General features: G+C 40.8%; 12 protein-coding genes. 7 read left to right on the top strand and 5 right to left on the bottom strand.

The genetic code is table 11. The features are described from left to right. Nucleotides 1-86 precede the first annotated feature (86 nt). A complete protein-coding gene (locus tag F8R90_RS03360) occupies nucleotides 87-812 on the bottom strand; it encodes a lysophospholipid acyltransferase family protein (protein WP_196509556.1) in 726 nt (241 codons plus the stop codon). A gap of 378 nt (nucleotides 813-1,190) precedes the next feature. Between F8R90_RS03360 and metG the strand changes: the two genes are divergently transcribed. The 5 genes from metG to menH all read left to right on the top strand — a co-directional run bounded on the left by metG (nucleotide 1,191) and on the right by menH (nucleotide 6,468). Next, nucleotides 1,191-2,795, top strand: coding sequence for a methionine--tRNA ligase (metG, locus tag F8R90_RS03355; RefSeq protein WP_196509555.1), 1,605 nt, complete (start codon nucleotides 1,191-1,193; stop codon nucleotides 2,793-2,795). Nucleotides 2,796-2,961: 166 nt separating this feature from the next. Beyond that, the gene (locus F8R90_RS03350) at nucleotides 2,962-3,591 is read left to right on the top strand and encodes a LabA-like NYN domain-containing protein (protein WP_041565095.1); all 630 of its coding nucleotides are present in this window, start codon (nucleotides 2,962-2,964) and stop codon (nucleotides 3,589-3,591) included. Continuing rightward, nucleotides 3,591-4,799, top strand: a complete 1,209-nt coding sequence (gene lptC, locus F8R90_RS03345; protein ID WP_230966073.1) for an LPS export ABC transporter periplasmic protein LptC — start codon at nucleotides 3,591-3,593, stop codon at nucleotides 4,797-4,799. The genes F8R90_RS03350 and lptC overlap by 1 nt, the downstream gene beginning before the upstream one ends. 102 nt (nucleotides 4,800-4,901) lie before the next feature. After that, complete coding sequence (locus tag F8R90_RS03340; protein WP_196509554.1) at nucleotides 4,902-5,303, top strand: metal-sensing transcriptional repressor; 402 nt, start codon at nucleotides 4,902-4,904, stop codon at nucleotides 5,301-5,303. A 343-nt stretch (nucleotides 5,304-5,646) separates the two neighbouring features. Further along, the gene (gene menH, locus F8R90_RS03335; protein WP_230966072.1) at nucleotides 5,647-6,468 is read left to right on the top strand and encodes a 2-succinyl-6-hydroxy-2,4-cyclohexadiene-1-carboxylate synthase; all 822 of its coding nucleotides are present in this window, start codon (nucleotides 5,647-5,649) and stop codon (nucleotides 6,466-6,468) included. Nucleotides 6,469-6,482: 14 nt separating this feature from the next. Here the strand turns inward: menH and F8R90_RS03330 are convergent, their stop codons facing one another. Both F8R90_RS03330 and F8R90_RS03325 read right to left on the bottom strand, forming a co-directional pair. Next, the gene (locus F8R90_RS03330; protein WP_196509581.1) at nucleotides 6,483-7,175 is read right to left on the bottom strand and encodes a glycoside hydrolase family 24 protein; all 693 of its coding nucleotides are present in this window, start codon (nucleotides 7,173-7,175) and stop codon (nucleotides 6,483-6,485) included. Between the two features lie 220 nt (nucleotides 7,176-7,395). Next, a complete protein-coding gene (locus F8R90_RS03325) occupies nucleotides 7,396-8,055 on the bottom strand; it encodes an NAD(P)H-binding protein (RefSeq protein WP_190896812.1) in 660 nt (219 codons plus the stop codon). 178 nt (nucleotides 8,056-8,233) lie between these two features. On the opposite strand from F8R90_RS03325, the gene F8R90_RS03320 reads away from it, so the two are divergent. Then, a complete protein-coding gene (locus F8R90_RS03320) occupies nucleotides 8,234-8,908 on the top strand; it encodes a DUF1997 domain-containing protein (RefSeq protein ID WP_196509553.1) in 675 nt (224 codons plus the stop codon). Between the two features lie 57 nt (nucleotides 8,909-8,965). Here the strand turns inward: F8R90_RS03320 and F8R90_RS03315 are convergent, their stop codons facing one another. Then, entirely contained in the window at nucleotides 8,966-9,436 is a 471-nt protein-coding gene (locus F8R90_RS03315) for a DUF4079 domain-containing protein (protein ID WP_196509552.1), read from the bottom strand. A gap of 286 nt (nucleotides 9,437-9,722) precedes the next feature. Between F8R90_RS03315 and F8R90_RS03310 the strand changes: the two genes are divergently transcribed. Further along, the gene (locus F8R90_RS03310) at nucleotides 9,723-11,006 is read left to right on the top strand and encodes an ankyrin repeat domain-containing protein (protein ID WP_196509551.1); all 1,284 of its coding nucleotides are present in this window, start codon (nucleotides 9,723-9,725) and stop codon (nucleotides 11,004-11,006) included. Nucleotides 11,007-11,569: 563 nt separating this feature from the next. Here the strand turns inward: F8R90_RS03310 and F8R90_RS03305 are convergent. Continuing rightward, the gene (locus tag F8R90_RS03305; protein ID WP_196509550.1) at nucleotides 11,570-12,961 is read right to left on the bottom strand and encodes a PP2C family protein-serine/threonine phosphatase; all 1,392 of its coding nucleotides are present in this window, start codon (nucleotides 12,959-12,961) and stop codon (nucleotides 11,570-11,572) included. Nucleotides 12,962-13,929: the final 968 nt, after the last annotated feature.

Here is a 13,929-nt window from a genome sequence, read left to right as displayed (position 1 = left end):
CGGTACTTTTGAGCAAAAACAAAAAAGGTCTCAGAGCAAGCTAATGAAAGCTTTGGAGACAATCCAAAATTCAAAATCGAATGGCTTTAATAGCAACCTTGACGCAGTAAGGTACTAATTTCACCATGACAGTGTTCTGTCAGTTCAGCCACAACAGTTCTGGCTTGCTTGCCGTGATATTTTTGCTGATGTTGGGGCGTAATCCAATAAGGGCGACCGATTAACACCGCAACCCGACGATAAATTACCAGAGGATGCCAGCCAGCTTGATTAAATAAAGGTTCTGAAGGGTCAAATAAACTCAAAAACCTTAAGGGGAAACCAGAAGTGTTTACCTCGTCTAAGGAGGCGATCGCGATCGGCAAAATAGCTAGATCCTGCACATTCGCTCGCAATGCCAAATGGGCAAATCCTCGCTGAAACTCACCTACTTGGTTTGGCTGAGTAAATTTCACCATTGGTTCAGTCCCTTCTGGAAATACTCCCACCATCTGCTTGGACTGCAATAGCAACTGTGACTGCGAAAAAAAGCTTTGCTGGCGGTTTTGAGTTTCTTCCAAAGGAAAACACCCCAATTGACCGGTGACAATCTCCCGCATTACTGGCACTTGTCCCATATAGTGATGGCAAGCAAAGCGAATCGGACTCGATAACGCCGCCATTAAAATAAATGCATCCATAAAGCTGCGGTGATTGCTGACTACCAACACGCTGGCATCCTGGGGAATGCGATCCTCATAATAACGAAACATTTGGGTTGAAAGCGCCGCCAGGAAAGCGCGAGAAATCTCCAGGGGGCTATTTCGACTCATACCTAATCAATATATTTTTCCGGTAAATATGGCGGTTTAACTTAATTTAATTTTTACATTTCTTTACTATTGCCATGACCGTCTTAAGATAGAAATGTCTAATCTACAAAAGTAGCAAGTTTTTCTGCTTTTTCGGTTTTGTATTTTTGATCACAATAATATCTAATAGAAAGTATTCAAAAAAATTATGATTAGTTAATTTTCATCTTTTAGTAAAAATGAGTTGAATTGATGCACATTACAAAACAATTCTTGGTCTGATAAGTTTGCTAGTATTAAGGTATTATTGGAAAAAATAGGAATAATATTGTATAATTGCGTGGTTTTGCCAATCAAAGTAACGTGTAAAACTTTTTAATAAGTTAATTTTTATTTTGCATGAATCTAGTGAATAAAACAGAAAAGACATTTGCACTAACGACACCCCTATATTATGTAAACGATGTCCCCCATATAGGCAGTGCTTATACGACGATCGCAGCAGATGTAGTAGCGCGATTTCAGAGGCTGCTGGGGCATCAGGTATTACTAATTACTGGTACAGATGAACATGGGCAAAAAATTCAGCGATCGGCAGAAAGTTTAGGCAAAGCACCACAAGAGTTTTGCGATGAAATTGTCCCTAGTTTCGTGAATTTATGGCAGTTACTAGACATTCAATACGATCGCTTTAGTCGAACTACTGCACCTCGTCATGAAGCGATCGTCAAAGAATTCTTTGAGCGAGTCTGGAAATCTGGTGATATCTACCAGGGACAACAAAAAGGCTGGTACTGCGTATCCTGCGAAGAATTCAAAGAAGAACGGGATCTGCTAGAAGGACATCGTTGCCCGATTCATACTAACAAAGAAGTTGAGTGGCGAGACGAACAAAACTATTTTTTCCGCTTATCCAAATATCAAAATCATCTGACAGAATTCTATCAATCTAGACCGGATTTTATTCAACCAGAAAGTCGGCGTAATGAAGTCCTCAGCTTTGTCAATCAAGGGCTGCAAGACTTTTCTATTTCACGGGTGAATCTAGATTGGGGTTTTCCCGTACCAGTTGATCCCAAGCACACCCTTTATGTCTGGTTTGATGCGCTGCTGGGTTATGTAACGGCATTACTAGAACCAGATGCAGAACCGACTTTAGCAAATGCTTTAGAAACATGGTGGCCGATTAACTTGCACCTAATTGGTAAAGATATTCTGCGCTTCCATGCAGTTTACTGGCCAGCAATGCTGTTGTCGGCTAGCTTACCCTTGCCAGAGCGAGTATTTGGGCATGGCTTTTTGACCAAAGATGGGCAGAAGATGGGTAAAAGTCTGGGTAATACCCTTGATCCTATAGCCCTAGTTCAGCGCTATGGTAGTGATGCCGTTCGTTATTACTTCCTTAAGGAAATCGAATTTGGCAAGGATGGAGATTTTAATGAAGTTAGGTTCATTAATGTTTTGAATGCAGATTTGGCAAATGACTTAGGTAATTTGCTCAATCGCACTTTGAACATGGTGAAGAAATACTGCGCAGAGAATCATGTCCCATCAATCGGCAATGAAGGGATTCCTGACGAAAATCCTTTAAAAACAATTGGTTTACGTCTAGGGAAACAGGTGGAAAAAGCCTATGAGGAGCTAGCTTTCAATCAAGCCTGCGGGGCTATCCTTTCACTGGTGCAAGCCAGTAATAAGTTTATTGATGAACAAGCTCCTTGGTCATTATATAAACAGGGACAGCAGGAGTCGGTGGAAAAAGTTCTCTACGCAGTTCTAGAATCAGTTAGACTAGCAGCTTATCTGCTATCCCCAATTATTCCGAACATCAGTAGCGATATTTATCAGCAGCTAGGCTTCGGAATAAACTTTAACGATCAAATACAAAGTTCAATTACCGCTCCTTTTGCTATCCATGCTACATGGGGGATACTATCCAGTAAACAACAGTTGGGTACACCCCAACCAATTTTTAAGCGAATAGAACTCCCAAAAAACGATTAGTCCTTATCAAAGTCTGATTTTGTTCAATTTCTTATTTTCTCAAAAAATTTATCGGGGCTGAACTTAAATTAGCCCCGGAACATTATCATAAGCCGCTGTGACTAGCATCTAAAAGTTGGTAATTTGTATCAAAAATAACAGGGATAAAAATTGAGGTATCACAATGATGTTGAATAATTTTGAAACCGATTCAATATTTACGCCAGAACAAGTTTTGGAGAATCGGGGTCGGGTCGCCATATTTATTGATGGCTCAAATCTATTTTATGCTGCACTACAACTAGGGATTGAAATCGATTACACGAAGCTACTGTGTCGATTAACTGGAGGTTCTAGATTACTGCGGTCTTTTTTCTACACTGGTGTAGACCGGACAAACGAGAAGCAACAGGGGTTTTTGCTGTGGATGCGTCGCAATGGCTATCGGGTCATTGCTAAGGATTTAGTCCAGCTACCAGATGGCTCTAAAAAAGCTAACCTGGATGTAGAAATAGCAGTAGACATGATGGCGCTAGTCGATTCTTATGATACCGCAGTTTTAGTCAGCGGTGATGGAGATTTGGCATATGCGGTAAATTCAGTCAGCTATCGCGGCGTGCGGGTAGAAGTAGTAAGCTTGCGATCAATGACCAGCGACAGCTTAATTAATGTAAGCGATCGCTACATTGATTTAGAAGCCATCAAAGAGGATATTCAAAAAACCCCTCGCCAAAGCTATCCATACCGACCTTTATCTGGTATCGGTTTTTTGGAAGACCCCAGAACTAGTGATGGACACCTAGAAATCCAAGAATAATGCCGTATCAATTTGATCAAAAGGGGAGACTAGGAAAGAGAAAAATTCAAAATTTCTCCTCCACTCCCTCTTTTCTTATTTTACCTTTGACCTTGTTCTTGGTATTTGGTTTACTTAGCTGCGGAGGTAAATCCCCGCCAGCTTATCAACAAAATACTGTGGATTCATCTGATCAAGATAGTAATTTAACTTTCTTTGATGTCACCCTAGAACAAGCTGATGAAGTCGGAAGACCGATTTGGAAAGTCCGGGCTAAAACCGCAAAATATACCAAAGAAAAACAAATTGGCCAAGCTGAAAGCCCTTATGGTGAACTATACCAAGATGGCAAAGTAGTTTACCAAATCAAGGCAGATGTTGCAGACATTGAACAAGATGGGAAGCAGTTGTTTCTTAAAGGTAAGATATTTGCCACAGACCCAAGCAATGGAATTGTGTTGCAAGGCAATGAATTAGAATGGCGTCCCAAAGAAGATTTGTTGATTGTTCGCAACCAAATTAACGGTAGTCATAAACAACTACAAGCTGTGGCGAAAGAAGCGCGAGTCAAAACCCGCGAACAGCGCATGGAATTTTCTGGAGGGGTAGTAGCAAATTCCGCTGATCCCCAGATGCAAGTAAGAACCGAGCATTTGATTTGGAATATTAAAGAAGAAAAACTGATTGGCGATCGCCCCATAGAAATTGATCGCTACAAAGATAATAAAATTAGCGATCGCGGCAAGGGAAAATCTGCCGAAGTCAACTTAAAAACGAAAATTGCCACTATTAAACAAAATGCTCAATTAGAGTTAATAGACCCACCAGTGCAAATAGCTAGCAACTCTATGACCTGGAACATGAAGGCAGAAACTGTTACTACAAATTCCCCCGTGCGGATGTTCCAGCGTGCCGAAAATCTTACCGTCACCGCCAATCAAGGTGAAATGAAAATACCGCAAAAAACGGTTTATTTAACAGGTAATGTTAACGCCATTGGTCAGCGTCGCCAGTCTTTGAAATCTAATACATTAACTTGGTATTTAGACAATAAGTTAGTTGAAGCTCAGGGAAATGTCGTTTATCGACAAGTTGATCCACAGTTAAATTTTACGGGTGAAACAGCCGTTGGTAATCTGCAAACAGAAAATATTGTTGTCAAAGGCGGTAGTTCTAGCGGTAGGGTAGTAACAGAAATTATTCCCCAAGAAAGAGCCAATCGTCAGTAGTAAAGTTAGGGTGAATGGGACCCACCTTCACCCAGAAATTTTGGTTTTGGGTTGGTCGAATACTAGGCTAGGATCTTAGTAATAAAAGTCTTTTGATAACCCATGAATGGATCAAACCGATTAGGCAAGGAATTTTTGCCACAATCCCAGCAAGCAGAACATTCCCACCATCACGATACAAACCACGAGCATACAGATCATACTCATGGGACTGGAGAGCCGGCTCATCCTCACATCCATAGCGAAGAGTCGTTACGGCGAATTGCCAATAGATTATCGCGGATAGAAGGACATGTTCGGGGTATTAAAACAATGGTGCAGCAAAATAGCCCTTGTCCTGATGTTCTACTGCAAATTGCCGCAGTGCGAGGCGCATTAGATAGGGTAGCGCGAATTGTTTTGGATGAACATTTAACTGAGTGTATTGGTAGAGCTGCACAAGAGGGTAATATTGACGTTGAAATTAAACAGTTAAAAGCTGCTTTAGATCGGTTTTTACCTTAAGAATTAGAAAAATAAAAAATTAACTAGCACGACAAGACATTTTGTAGAGATACGAGATTTGATGTATTGGCTCAGGCATAAATTTTTTTATGCCAAACTTAACACAAGTATCTCACAGTCATAACTGATGGTTTAGGCAGTTTTAAAGCAATTGCATGGTGGTAAATATACCCTCTAAACTATATTAAACCGGGGATATTTTGTCTTACCTATCTTGCCAATGATCGAAAATGTGATGCCTATGGCGGTAAGCTATCCATTCTCGTTAAAACCCTAGATGATCAATCTTGTAACCAACCAGACTTTAATATAATATGCAGCCGTGATAGTGATTAGCTAGACTATGATCCTACTAGAAAAATATCATTTTCACTATTCTTTCATTGACAGATTAAATAAACCACTGATTCTTTTTCTGCACGGTTTTATGGGTAATATCAATGAATTTGATGAAGCCATAAAATTCCTATTTGACGAATTTTCTTATTTAATATTTGATCTTCCTGGACACGGCAAAACTCAAGTTTTGGGTGGAGACGAGTACTACACAATGGCAAACACTGCTCATGCTTTAATCAGCTTCTTAGATGAGTTAAAAATTTCCAAATGTTTTTTAGTTGGTTACTCAATGGGTGGGAGATTGGCTTTATACCTCACCCTTCATTTTCCAGAACGTTTTCATAAAGTGGTGCTAGAGTCAGCTTCCCCTGGTTTGCTAACAGAAGTAGAACGATTAGAACGCATTAAACTTGATACACGAATAGGCAGAAAGTTAACAAGAAGTGTTGAAAAAAGCGATTTGGCAACTTTTTTATCAAATTGGTATAATCAACCAATTTTTGGTTATATAAAAAATCAGCCAGAATACGATCGCATGATAGAAAATCGCTTGCAGAATAATCCACATGAATTAGATAAATCGTTACGCTTCATGGGTACTGGATGTCAACCTTCTTTGTGGGAAAAACTAAAAGAGAACACAATTCCTGTGCTCTTACTAGTTGGTGAATATGATGAAAAATTTATATCTATTAATACAGAAATGGCTAAACTATGTGAATTTGCCCAGCTAAAAATAATTAAGAACGCTGGACATAATATTCATTTTGAAAATCCCTTGATATTTGTGGAGAATATCAAAGATTTTTTATCCGCAGCAAGTTAAGAATTAGGATAAAATCACTGCTTTTTTAGCAACTTCTTTACTGCATTGTTAGAAGGAGTTGGCGATGGTGTCAAATTCGGGGCTGTTGGTTGATTAGCTGGGGTTAATTCCTCTTGCAACATTTTCTGATAAATTTTAGGTAAAGAGCTACTAACAGAATTAGTTTCTATACCATATCCTAGACTTGTCCAGGTGGGAGAAAGTCGCCGCAAAACATCATTTAACTTTCCCTGACGCAACAGTTGAGAAATATCAGTTCCCCAAACTTTAGAATCATTTAACCAACGGTAAACGACTACATCTTGATATTCTGCCTCAAAACTATAAGCAGTCCAAAACACCATCTGCATAGGGTTGGGGTGATAACGGGGCGCTAAACGATACCAAGTAATGTTGATAATTTGATATCTGCCAGCAGCTGTGGAACAATTACCTGTATTGGGGCCTGTAACAATTGTGACGCATATCTCAGGATGTCGGCTAAGGTCGTTGACTTGCTGTCCACCATACAATAACGAATAGGGGCGGTTCCCACTGGCCTCACTTGCCGAGATAGTTCGCATTAAAGCGCGGATATATGGGTCGCCCTCTTTCATGACCAAAGGCGGCTGTTTAACTGCAAAGATGGGATCAGAAGGCGATCGCAAGTCTCCAATATACCATTGCAACAAATACACAAAGCCGAGAAGCGCGGCTATTGGGCCAATAAGTTTTTCGACACCTTTGAATTCAAAGCCTTTCAGAGTCCGACTCCTTCAAATTTGCTCTCTTTGCTAACAACAATGATTGACGAACTCATTCTGGCAAAGTTCACTTCCATCCAATACAGTCTATTCGTAGGGGCACAGCAATGCTATTCCCAAAGCGCGTGTGTATCCAAGTAAGACACGCTATAAGAGTTTTAACCCCTAACTCGTCACTGGTTGATTAAGCGACGTTAGCAAATAATTCCCCAAAAGTTTTGGAGGTAGCTTCAGGTTTGGCAACAATCTCGACAATTTTATTGCGTGCATCTACTTCAAACAGCGCCTCAACAGCAACTTGGGCAACTTTTTGTCTGGGGATGCTACCGTCAAAAAGTGTATCAGCACTCTGCATCACGATCGCGTCGGAATTATCTTCATTCTTCAACCCACCAGGGCGCACAATGGTATAGGTAAGACCACTTTTCTGGATGTACTCTTCAGCTTGCTTTTTCCACACTAAAATCAGCCAAAACAAGTTCAGTGGATGGAATAACTGCGAAGTACACAAAGAAGACACTAAGACAAAATGCTCAATTCCCTTTGCCTTGGCAGCATCTACTAAATTTTTAGTCCCTTCAAAATCCACTTTATAGGGGCCAGTAGGGTCAAAGCTAGGTTTTGCCCCAGTAGCAACTAACAAAACTGTGCTATCTCCCAACGCAGCATTTAAACTTTCTGGTTGTAACACGTCGCCTACTACCAATTCGGCTTCAGGAGACAGAATACCCCTAGCTTTCTCTATATTCCGCACCAAGGCTCGGACGGGAATATTCCGCGCTATCAACTCTTGCACAATCCGGCGACCTGTTTCACCCGTTGCCCCTGCTACAAATGCTTTCATGATAAATGCTATCCTGGGAAACTATTGTGTGCTTGTTCAGTTCTTTATTTTAGTAATTCTATGGAGCTGATGGCAGATTAATGAGGTTTCAGTCAAAATAGGATCTTAGTGCGAAATCACCCAGGCACATGGGGAATTATTAATATAGACGAACGCCAAAGTATACATTAATGCATTTATGCTTTCAAGAAAAGGCGAATATAAATCCTGGGAAATAACAGAAGCAGTTTTACCTGTAGCCTCCAGCCAAGAAGAAGCCGAGGACACATTAATAGAAGCAAATGTAGCGACGCTCACAAAGTTTTCCGGTCGTTATCAAGATTTTATGGAAATGCCTGCCCCAGTGGAAAAGGTTGCTGAGTATCTTAATGCTCACTCCTCATGGTTTTCGCGTTGCGCTGAACCTATGAAGGTGCAACCATTGGGGGAAAACGGCTACGCTTTAGTAATTGGTCGTTTTGGTGCTTTTGGTTATGATGTAGAACCAAAAATTGGTTTGGAATTGTTGCCTCCAGAGGAGAGTATTTACCGCATCCGTACAATCCCCATTCCTGATTACCAACCGCCTGGTTATGACGTAGACTATCGGGCATCTCTACAGTTAATAGAAAACGATGCTTGCACTAGCGTTGGTGAGGTTACCAGGGTTGAATGGGAATTGGATTTAATGGTTTATTTGCACTTTCCCCGGTTTATTCAGCGATTACCCAAGTCTATAATTCAATCTACAGGCGATCGCTTACTTAACCAAATTGTCCGCCAAGTCTCCCGCCGCTTAACTCGCAAAGTTCAGGAAGATTTTCATAAATCTTTAGAAATACCCTTTCCAGAGAATTCCAAGCAAAAGCAGTGATTCAACAGTCATTTGTCATTTGTCAAAAGTTCATGACAAATGACAAAGTACTACTTACTATGCTTTAGTGAGAATTCTTTGGACAATTTGCACGCCGGTGACAGCCTGCCAAGCAAAAAGTCCCAAAAGGGTAAAATTCAACAGAATGTGAGTTGCACGCGCCCAATTTGCTCCTTTCTGCATATAAGGAGACAAAGCAGCAGAAAATGCAATCAGGCCCGTCATACCGAGTCCTGCCAGCAGGTGAGGCCCGACAAATAACTTGCCATTATTGATGTAAGTGACACCCATCCCTCCAATTGCACCTACTACCATCAAAGCTAGGAGTATAGACCCGATTTGGTAGTGTCTGACGTTATATCTACCTTTAATCAGTTCTTTCTTTTCTTCCCCCTGAGCATTTCTGGTACGCTGTAGTTGCAGCCCCAAGTAGGCAGCATAAATTGAAAGTACTAATAGCGCCCACATGATCACCGGATGAAAGAAGTTCAGCCAATATTTCACCGACGCAGAAAGTTCCAGACTCATCGTGTTCTCGCCCAATTATTAAATCTTCATAAAAATTAGCATAACTCTATTTCCTGTGCTGCAAGTTGCACAAACTAAAAGAGGCTAAGAAAGAGAAGAGTGAAGCCTCCCTCGCTGTACTTTTCATCAAGCCAATAGCCAGAATGTTTGCCAAGACTGCTTTTATTAAATTTTAATATTTAATATTTAATTTTGAATTGCATAACCCTCTTGCCAAAGTGGATAAACAATCTCAGACTAAATTTTGAGGGTAGACGAACAAAACCCCCTGTGTGGGATCTCATCCATGATTGAAAACAACGATACTTTGATGCTAAAAGCTGCTAAAAGTGGCGATATTAAGCATCTGTATGCGCTACTGGCTGCTGGTGCGAGGGTGGACGCGTGCGATCGCCAAGGCACGACGGCGTTAATGTTTGCTGCCAATTTAGGCTACACCGAAATTGTGCGATCGCTGCTGGATGCTGGGGCAAATATCAACTTGCCCAGAAAACTCTATGGTTTGACGGCTTTGATGTTGGCAGCTAGTGCCAAACAGCTTGACATTGTGCAGCTTTTACTATCCAAAGGTGCTGATGTAAATGCCACTAATGAAGATGGCAGCACAGCTTTAATGGCAGCTGTACTCAAAGGTCATATCCATGTAGTGCGAGTTTTATTGGCTGCTGGTGCGAAGGTAAGTATCGCAGATAAAGATGATGATACTGCGTTGAAACTAGCAGTTAAGCAGGGACAAATAGAAGTTTTACAAGCAATTGTTCAAACTGGTGTCGATGTCAATATCCGAGATGAGGAGGGTGAGACACTCTTAACATTAGCGGCAGATTTGGGACATCTGGGTGTTGTGGAAGCACTACTAGCAGCAGGTGCTGATGTGAATCTGAAAAATGCTGATGGTGGAACTGCCCTCTCGGCGGCGGCGGCGGCTGGACACAGTGCGATCGCAGCAGTTTTACTGGATCGAGGTGCTGAAATTAATCTCCAAGACCAAGATGGTGAAACTGCTTTACACCTTGCCGTTGTGGAAGGCTACATTGATGTCGTACAACTGTTACTTAACAGGGGTGCAGATGTCCAAATTAGGAACCATCTGGGTGATACACCACTGCTTGTAGCTGCATTGCAGGGACATAACCAAATTGTCGAGACACTACTACGTTCTGGGGCAGATATTACTGAGAAAAATCTTGGTGAAGTACCTTTGACGCTGGCTGTATTACAAGGACACACCCAAACAGTGAAAGTGCTGCTAGACTATGGTGCTGATGCCAACACTCCGGGCGATGATGGCAAAACTGCTTTGCTCAAGGCAACCGAACGCAAGTACATAGAGATAATACATTTGCTGCTAGCAAAGGGAGCAAATGTGAATTTTCAAGACTCGGCGAGGGCAACAGCATTGATGTGGGCTGCCTCAGCAGGTTACGGCGAAATTGTGCAGTTGTTACTGCAAGCTGGGGCAGATATGAATTTGAAAAACCGGGGTGGTTATACTGCTTTGATGATTGCAGAATTTAATGGTTATAAGAATGTGGTGCGGAGTCTGCAAAAAGCTGGGGCGCAAGAATAGCTATCTGAATTCTTTAACTAAAATATTTTCAGAAATGTGTTGACAAATCATTAAATGAAGGTTATTTACTTAAATACTGAGGAGATTTAAAAAACCAAGTCTAGGCGTAAGAAACAAAGAAAGCAAAACTCCGTCGTAGCTGTTGTGAACTTACTACGGCGGAGAAAGAAAAAATTAAAACGACAAGAGGGAGCAGGCTAAATGCTTGCGTCACAAGGATAGAAAGAAAGAAAAAATGAAGAAGTAAATTTACCTTTTACTTTTTACCTTGTACTTTTACCTTTTACCTAGTCTCCCCCTTGGCGTTTCCTACTGTGCTAGATGTGCAAAATATATAGTTTTTACTTTAAGAGAAAAGTATTCTAACGATCATTTTTTATGTATCCTCCCTAAGGCTGAATAAAAATGAATCTGAAAAAAGGTTGATGTGCGAACATTTGAGCGATCGCTACGGCAAGCCAAGGAAAAAATAAATAAAAAATTAAATTTAGTATAATCACTATGGTGAATCCCCAGTCACCATCGGGTTAATCATGACTTGACCAAGCAAAAATGGTTAATGACTATAAAATTTGCAGAACAACTAGTGTCATATCATCAGTGTTTTGCTTATCAGCACCGATGAATTGCTCAACTTGGTCAAATAGGTAATCCACAATCTCCTCTGGCCCATTGCAGTACTTGCAAGCCGTATTGAAGCCAGCGACAAAGTTATCTTCATCGAAGCGATCACCACCAGCAGCAGCGGCATCGGTCAAGCCATCTGTATAGTAAATAATTGTATCCCCAGGCTCTAACTGTGCCTGTGCATCTTCATATTGGCTGTTGGCATCCAAACCGATTAACATTCCTAGAGTATCTAAACGGCTGACAGTTTTCGTGGCTGCGTGCCACCATAAGGGAGGATTGTGTGCCGCATTGCTATAAGACAAAATTCGGGTATGGGGATTATATTCTGAGTAAAATAGCGTTACAAAGCGGTGGGAATTTTCCAAATCCGCATACATAACTCTATTTAAGTTTTGCAGAATTCCGGCTGGGGAATTACCATGTAGCACTTCTCCTCGTAGCATTCCCCGCATCATCGTCATAATCAGCCCAGCGGGGACACCTTTGCCCATGACATCTCCAATAACCAAACCCCAGCGACTAGTTTCCGTACCGCTTTTGGCCTTGGGCTGAATCTTATTGTGATTGGTAGCAATAAAGTCGTAGTAGTCTCCGCCAACCCGATTGGCAGGTTTACAGCGTGCCGCAAGTACTGCACCAGGGATTGTGGGGCATTGACGTGGTAGAAGTCGCCGTTGAATTTCTGCACCAATTTCTAGTTCTTGGTCTAGGCGTTCTTTTTTTCTTAGTTCTACGGCTAGTTCATCGTTTTCGATTGCTACCGCTGTTTGGTCTGCTACTAACCTAACTAACTTTTGCCTAGTTTCTGTCCAACTATATTCTGGATCACGGCTCAAGACGTAGAGCCATCCCCGTTCTGTATGCTTCACTAGAATTGCCGTACCAAAGATTTGCACATCAGGCCCCAGATAGCGATGCATCTGGTCATCCAAAATCCCCGTGGCATTCGCTAGAGGGGCATTATTGGGTAGAAGCGTGATTTGACTACTAGCTATTTCTAGCGCTTTACGGATATTCTTTCGCTGACCACTATCTTGCCAATGTAACTGCTCTAACCTGACTTGACCATTAGGTTTGTAGAGAAACAGAGCGCTGCCGTCTGCATCTGTCACTCTTGTTGCCATCAGTGGGATCAGTTCCAAAAACTGATTCAAATTATTGAAACTTCTCAGGGCAAAGCCTAAAGAACTTAGCAAATCTTGAATTTTGTTCTGTTCCCGGTGCAACCTTGCCACGAGTTCTTTGAGTGCCACGACTGGTGTGACATCTGTCGCGGCACTAGTATTGTTGTCAGTGGGTTGAGAGGGCAGTTGAGACACAGGCACAGGTACTATTGCACTTTATATTGGTAAATTTCAGATTACTTATAAATCTTTTGGCTTTGGCATTGCTAAACCATATTTAGACAAGACTTGTCACTTTAGCAAGAGTATAAAGACGTAACAGGCAAGTTTTATAAGTATTTTATTTGTTTTTTGTCTTTTTGATTGAATCTTAAAAATTTAAATTCATGTATTTTTATTCAAAACACAACCCGTAAAAATTACTAGCTTCGGTGATAGTTCAGAAAGGTTTTCATTTTTTCATAACCTAATTACCAAAGCATATCCCTAAAGTAATAAAAATACTTTATTAAAAGAATAATTCATAACGCTTTCAGAATAACTTTTTTGGCAGAGGCAACTAGGAGACTAGAAGTCTTTTGAGTGAAAAATTTTGTAGACGCTCACATCGTAGCTTAGTTTGGTAAAAAGCAGACTTATACCCATTACCCAACCTAAGAATATATAAATAAGTCTTCAAATACTTAATTTATATACCATAATTACCCGGATAATCGCCAAGATTGAGGTTTTCCATTTTTAATTTATCGTTTTGCGAATTTTTAAGTTACTGAATATGCAAAATTTAAACCCCTTGAAACGGGATAAAAGTAAGACAACCTAATCTTTAGAGTCCGTGGCAAGAGATTTAAACCATTAGCCCGTCATTGATTTTAGGGCAATAAGCTTGGGTTAGGACTTAACTCTTTATCAAAGTCAATTTTTTATAACATAGACACAAAGAGGCTTTCCACAGGCTACAGCCTTTTTTTCTACGGGACGCAAAGAAAAATAACGAAGAAATGCTTAACTGAACTGTATTGGATTTTAGGGGGGATTCATTTGGTAAGTGTAAGACTATGAATGGAAGAGATGACATTAAATCTAAAAAAATATCCTCCAATAACTTTAAGTCAAAAGCTAGAAAAAGTGTTGTTGTTTAAATATCAGACTTAAAACCTCTTAATTTA

It is taken from the genome of Nostoc sp. NZL (assembly GCF_015714705.1).
Taxonomy (GTDB): Bacteria; Cyanobacteriota; Cyanobacteriia; order Cyanobacteriales; family Nostocaceae; genus Nostoc; species Nostoc foliaceum_A.
The sequence above is the reverse complement of the archived record's forward strand: the minus strand, read 5'-3'. Positions and strand labels throughout refer to the sequence as shown.

Bases quoted from the DNA above. Each gene is read 5' to 3' on its own strand.
- F8R90_RS03360 (WP_196509556.1), bottom strand. From the start codon at position 812: ATGAGTCGAAATAGCCCCCTGGAGATTTCTCGCGCTTTCCTGGCGGCG.
- metG (WP_196509555.1), top strand. From the start codon at position 1,191: ATGAATCTAGTGAATAAAACAGAAAAGACATTTGCACTAACGACACCC.
- F8R90_RS03350 (WP_041565095.1), top strand. From the start codon at position 2,962: ATGTTGAATAATTTTGAAACCGATTCAATATTTACGCCAGAACAAGTT.
- lptC (WP_230966073.1), top strand. From the start codon at position 3,591: ATGCCGTATCAATTTGATCAAAAGGGGAGACTAGGAAAGAGAAAAATT.
- F8R90_RS03340 (WP_196509554.1), top strand. From the start codon at position 4,902: ATGAATGGATCAAACCGATTAGGCAAGGAATTTTTGCCACAATCCCAG.
- menH (WP_230966072.1), top strand. From the start codon at position 5,647: ATGATCCTACTAGAAAAATATCATTTTCACTATTCTTTCATTGACAGA.
- F8R90_RS03325 (WP_190896812.1), bottom strand. From the start codon at position 8,055: ATGAAAGCATTTGTAGCAGGGGCAACGGGTGAAACAGGTCGCCGGATT.
- F8R90_RS03320 (WP_196509553.1), top strand. From the start codon at position 8,234: ATGCTTTCAAGAAAAGGCGAATATAAATCCTGGGAAATAACAGAAGCA.
- F8R90_RS03315 (WP_196509552.1), bottom strand. From the start codon at position 9,436: ATGAGTCTGGAACTTTCTGCGTCGGTGAAATATTGGCTGAACTTCTTT.
- F8R90_RS03310 (WP_196509551.1), top strand. From the start codon at position 9,723: ATGATTGAAAACAACGATACTTTGATGCTAAAAGCTGCTAAAAGTGGC.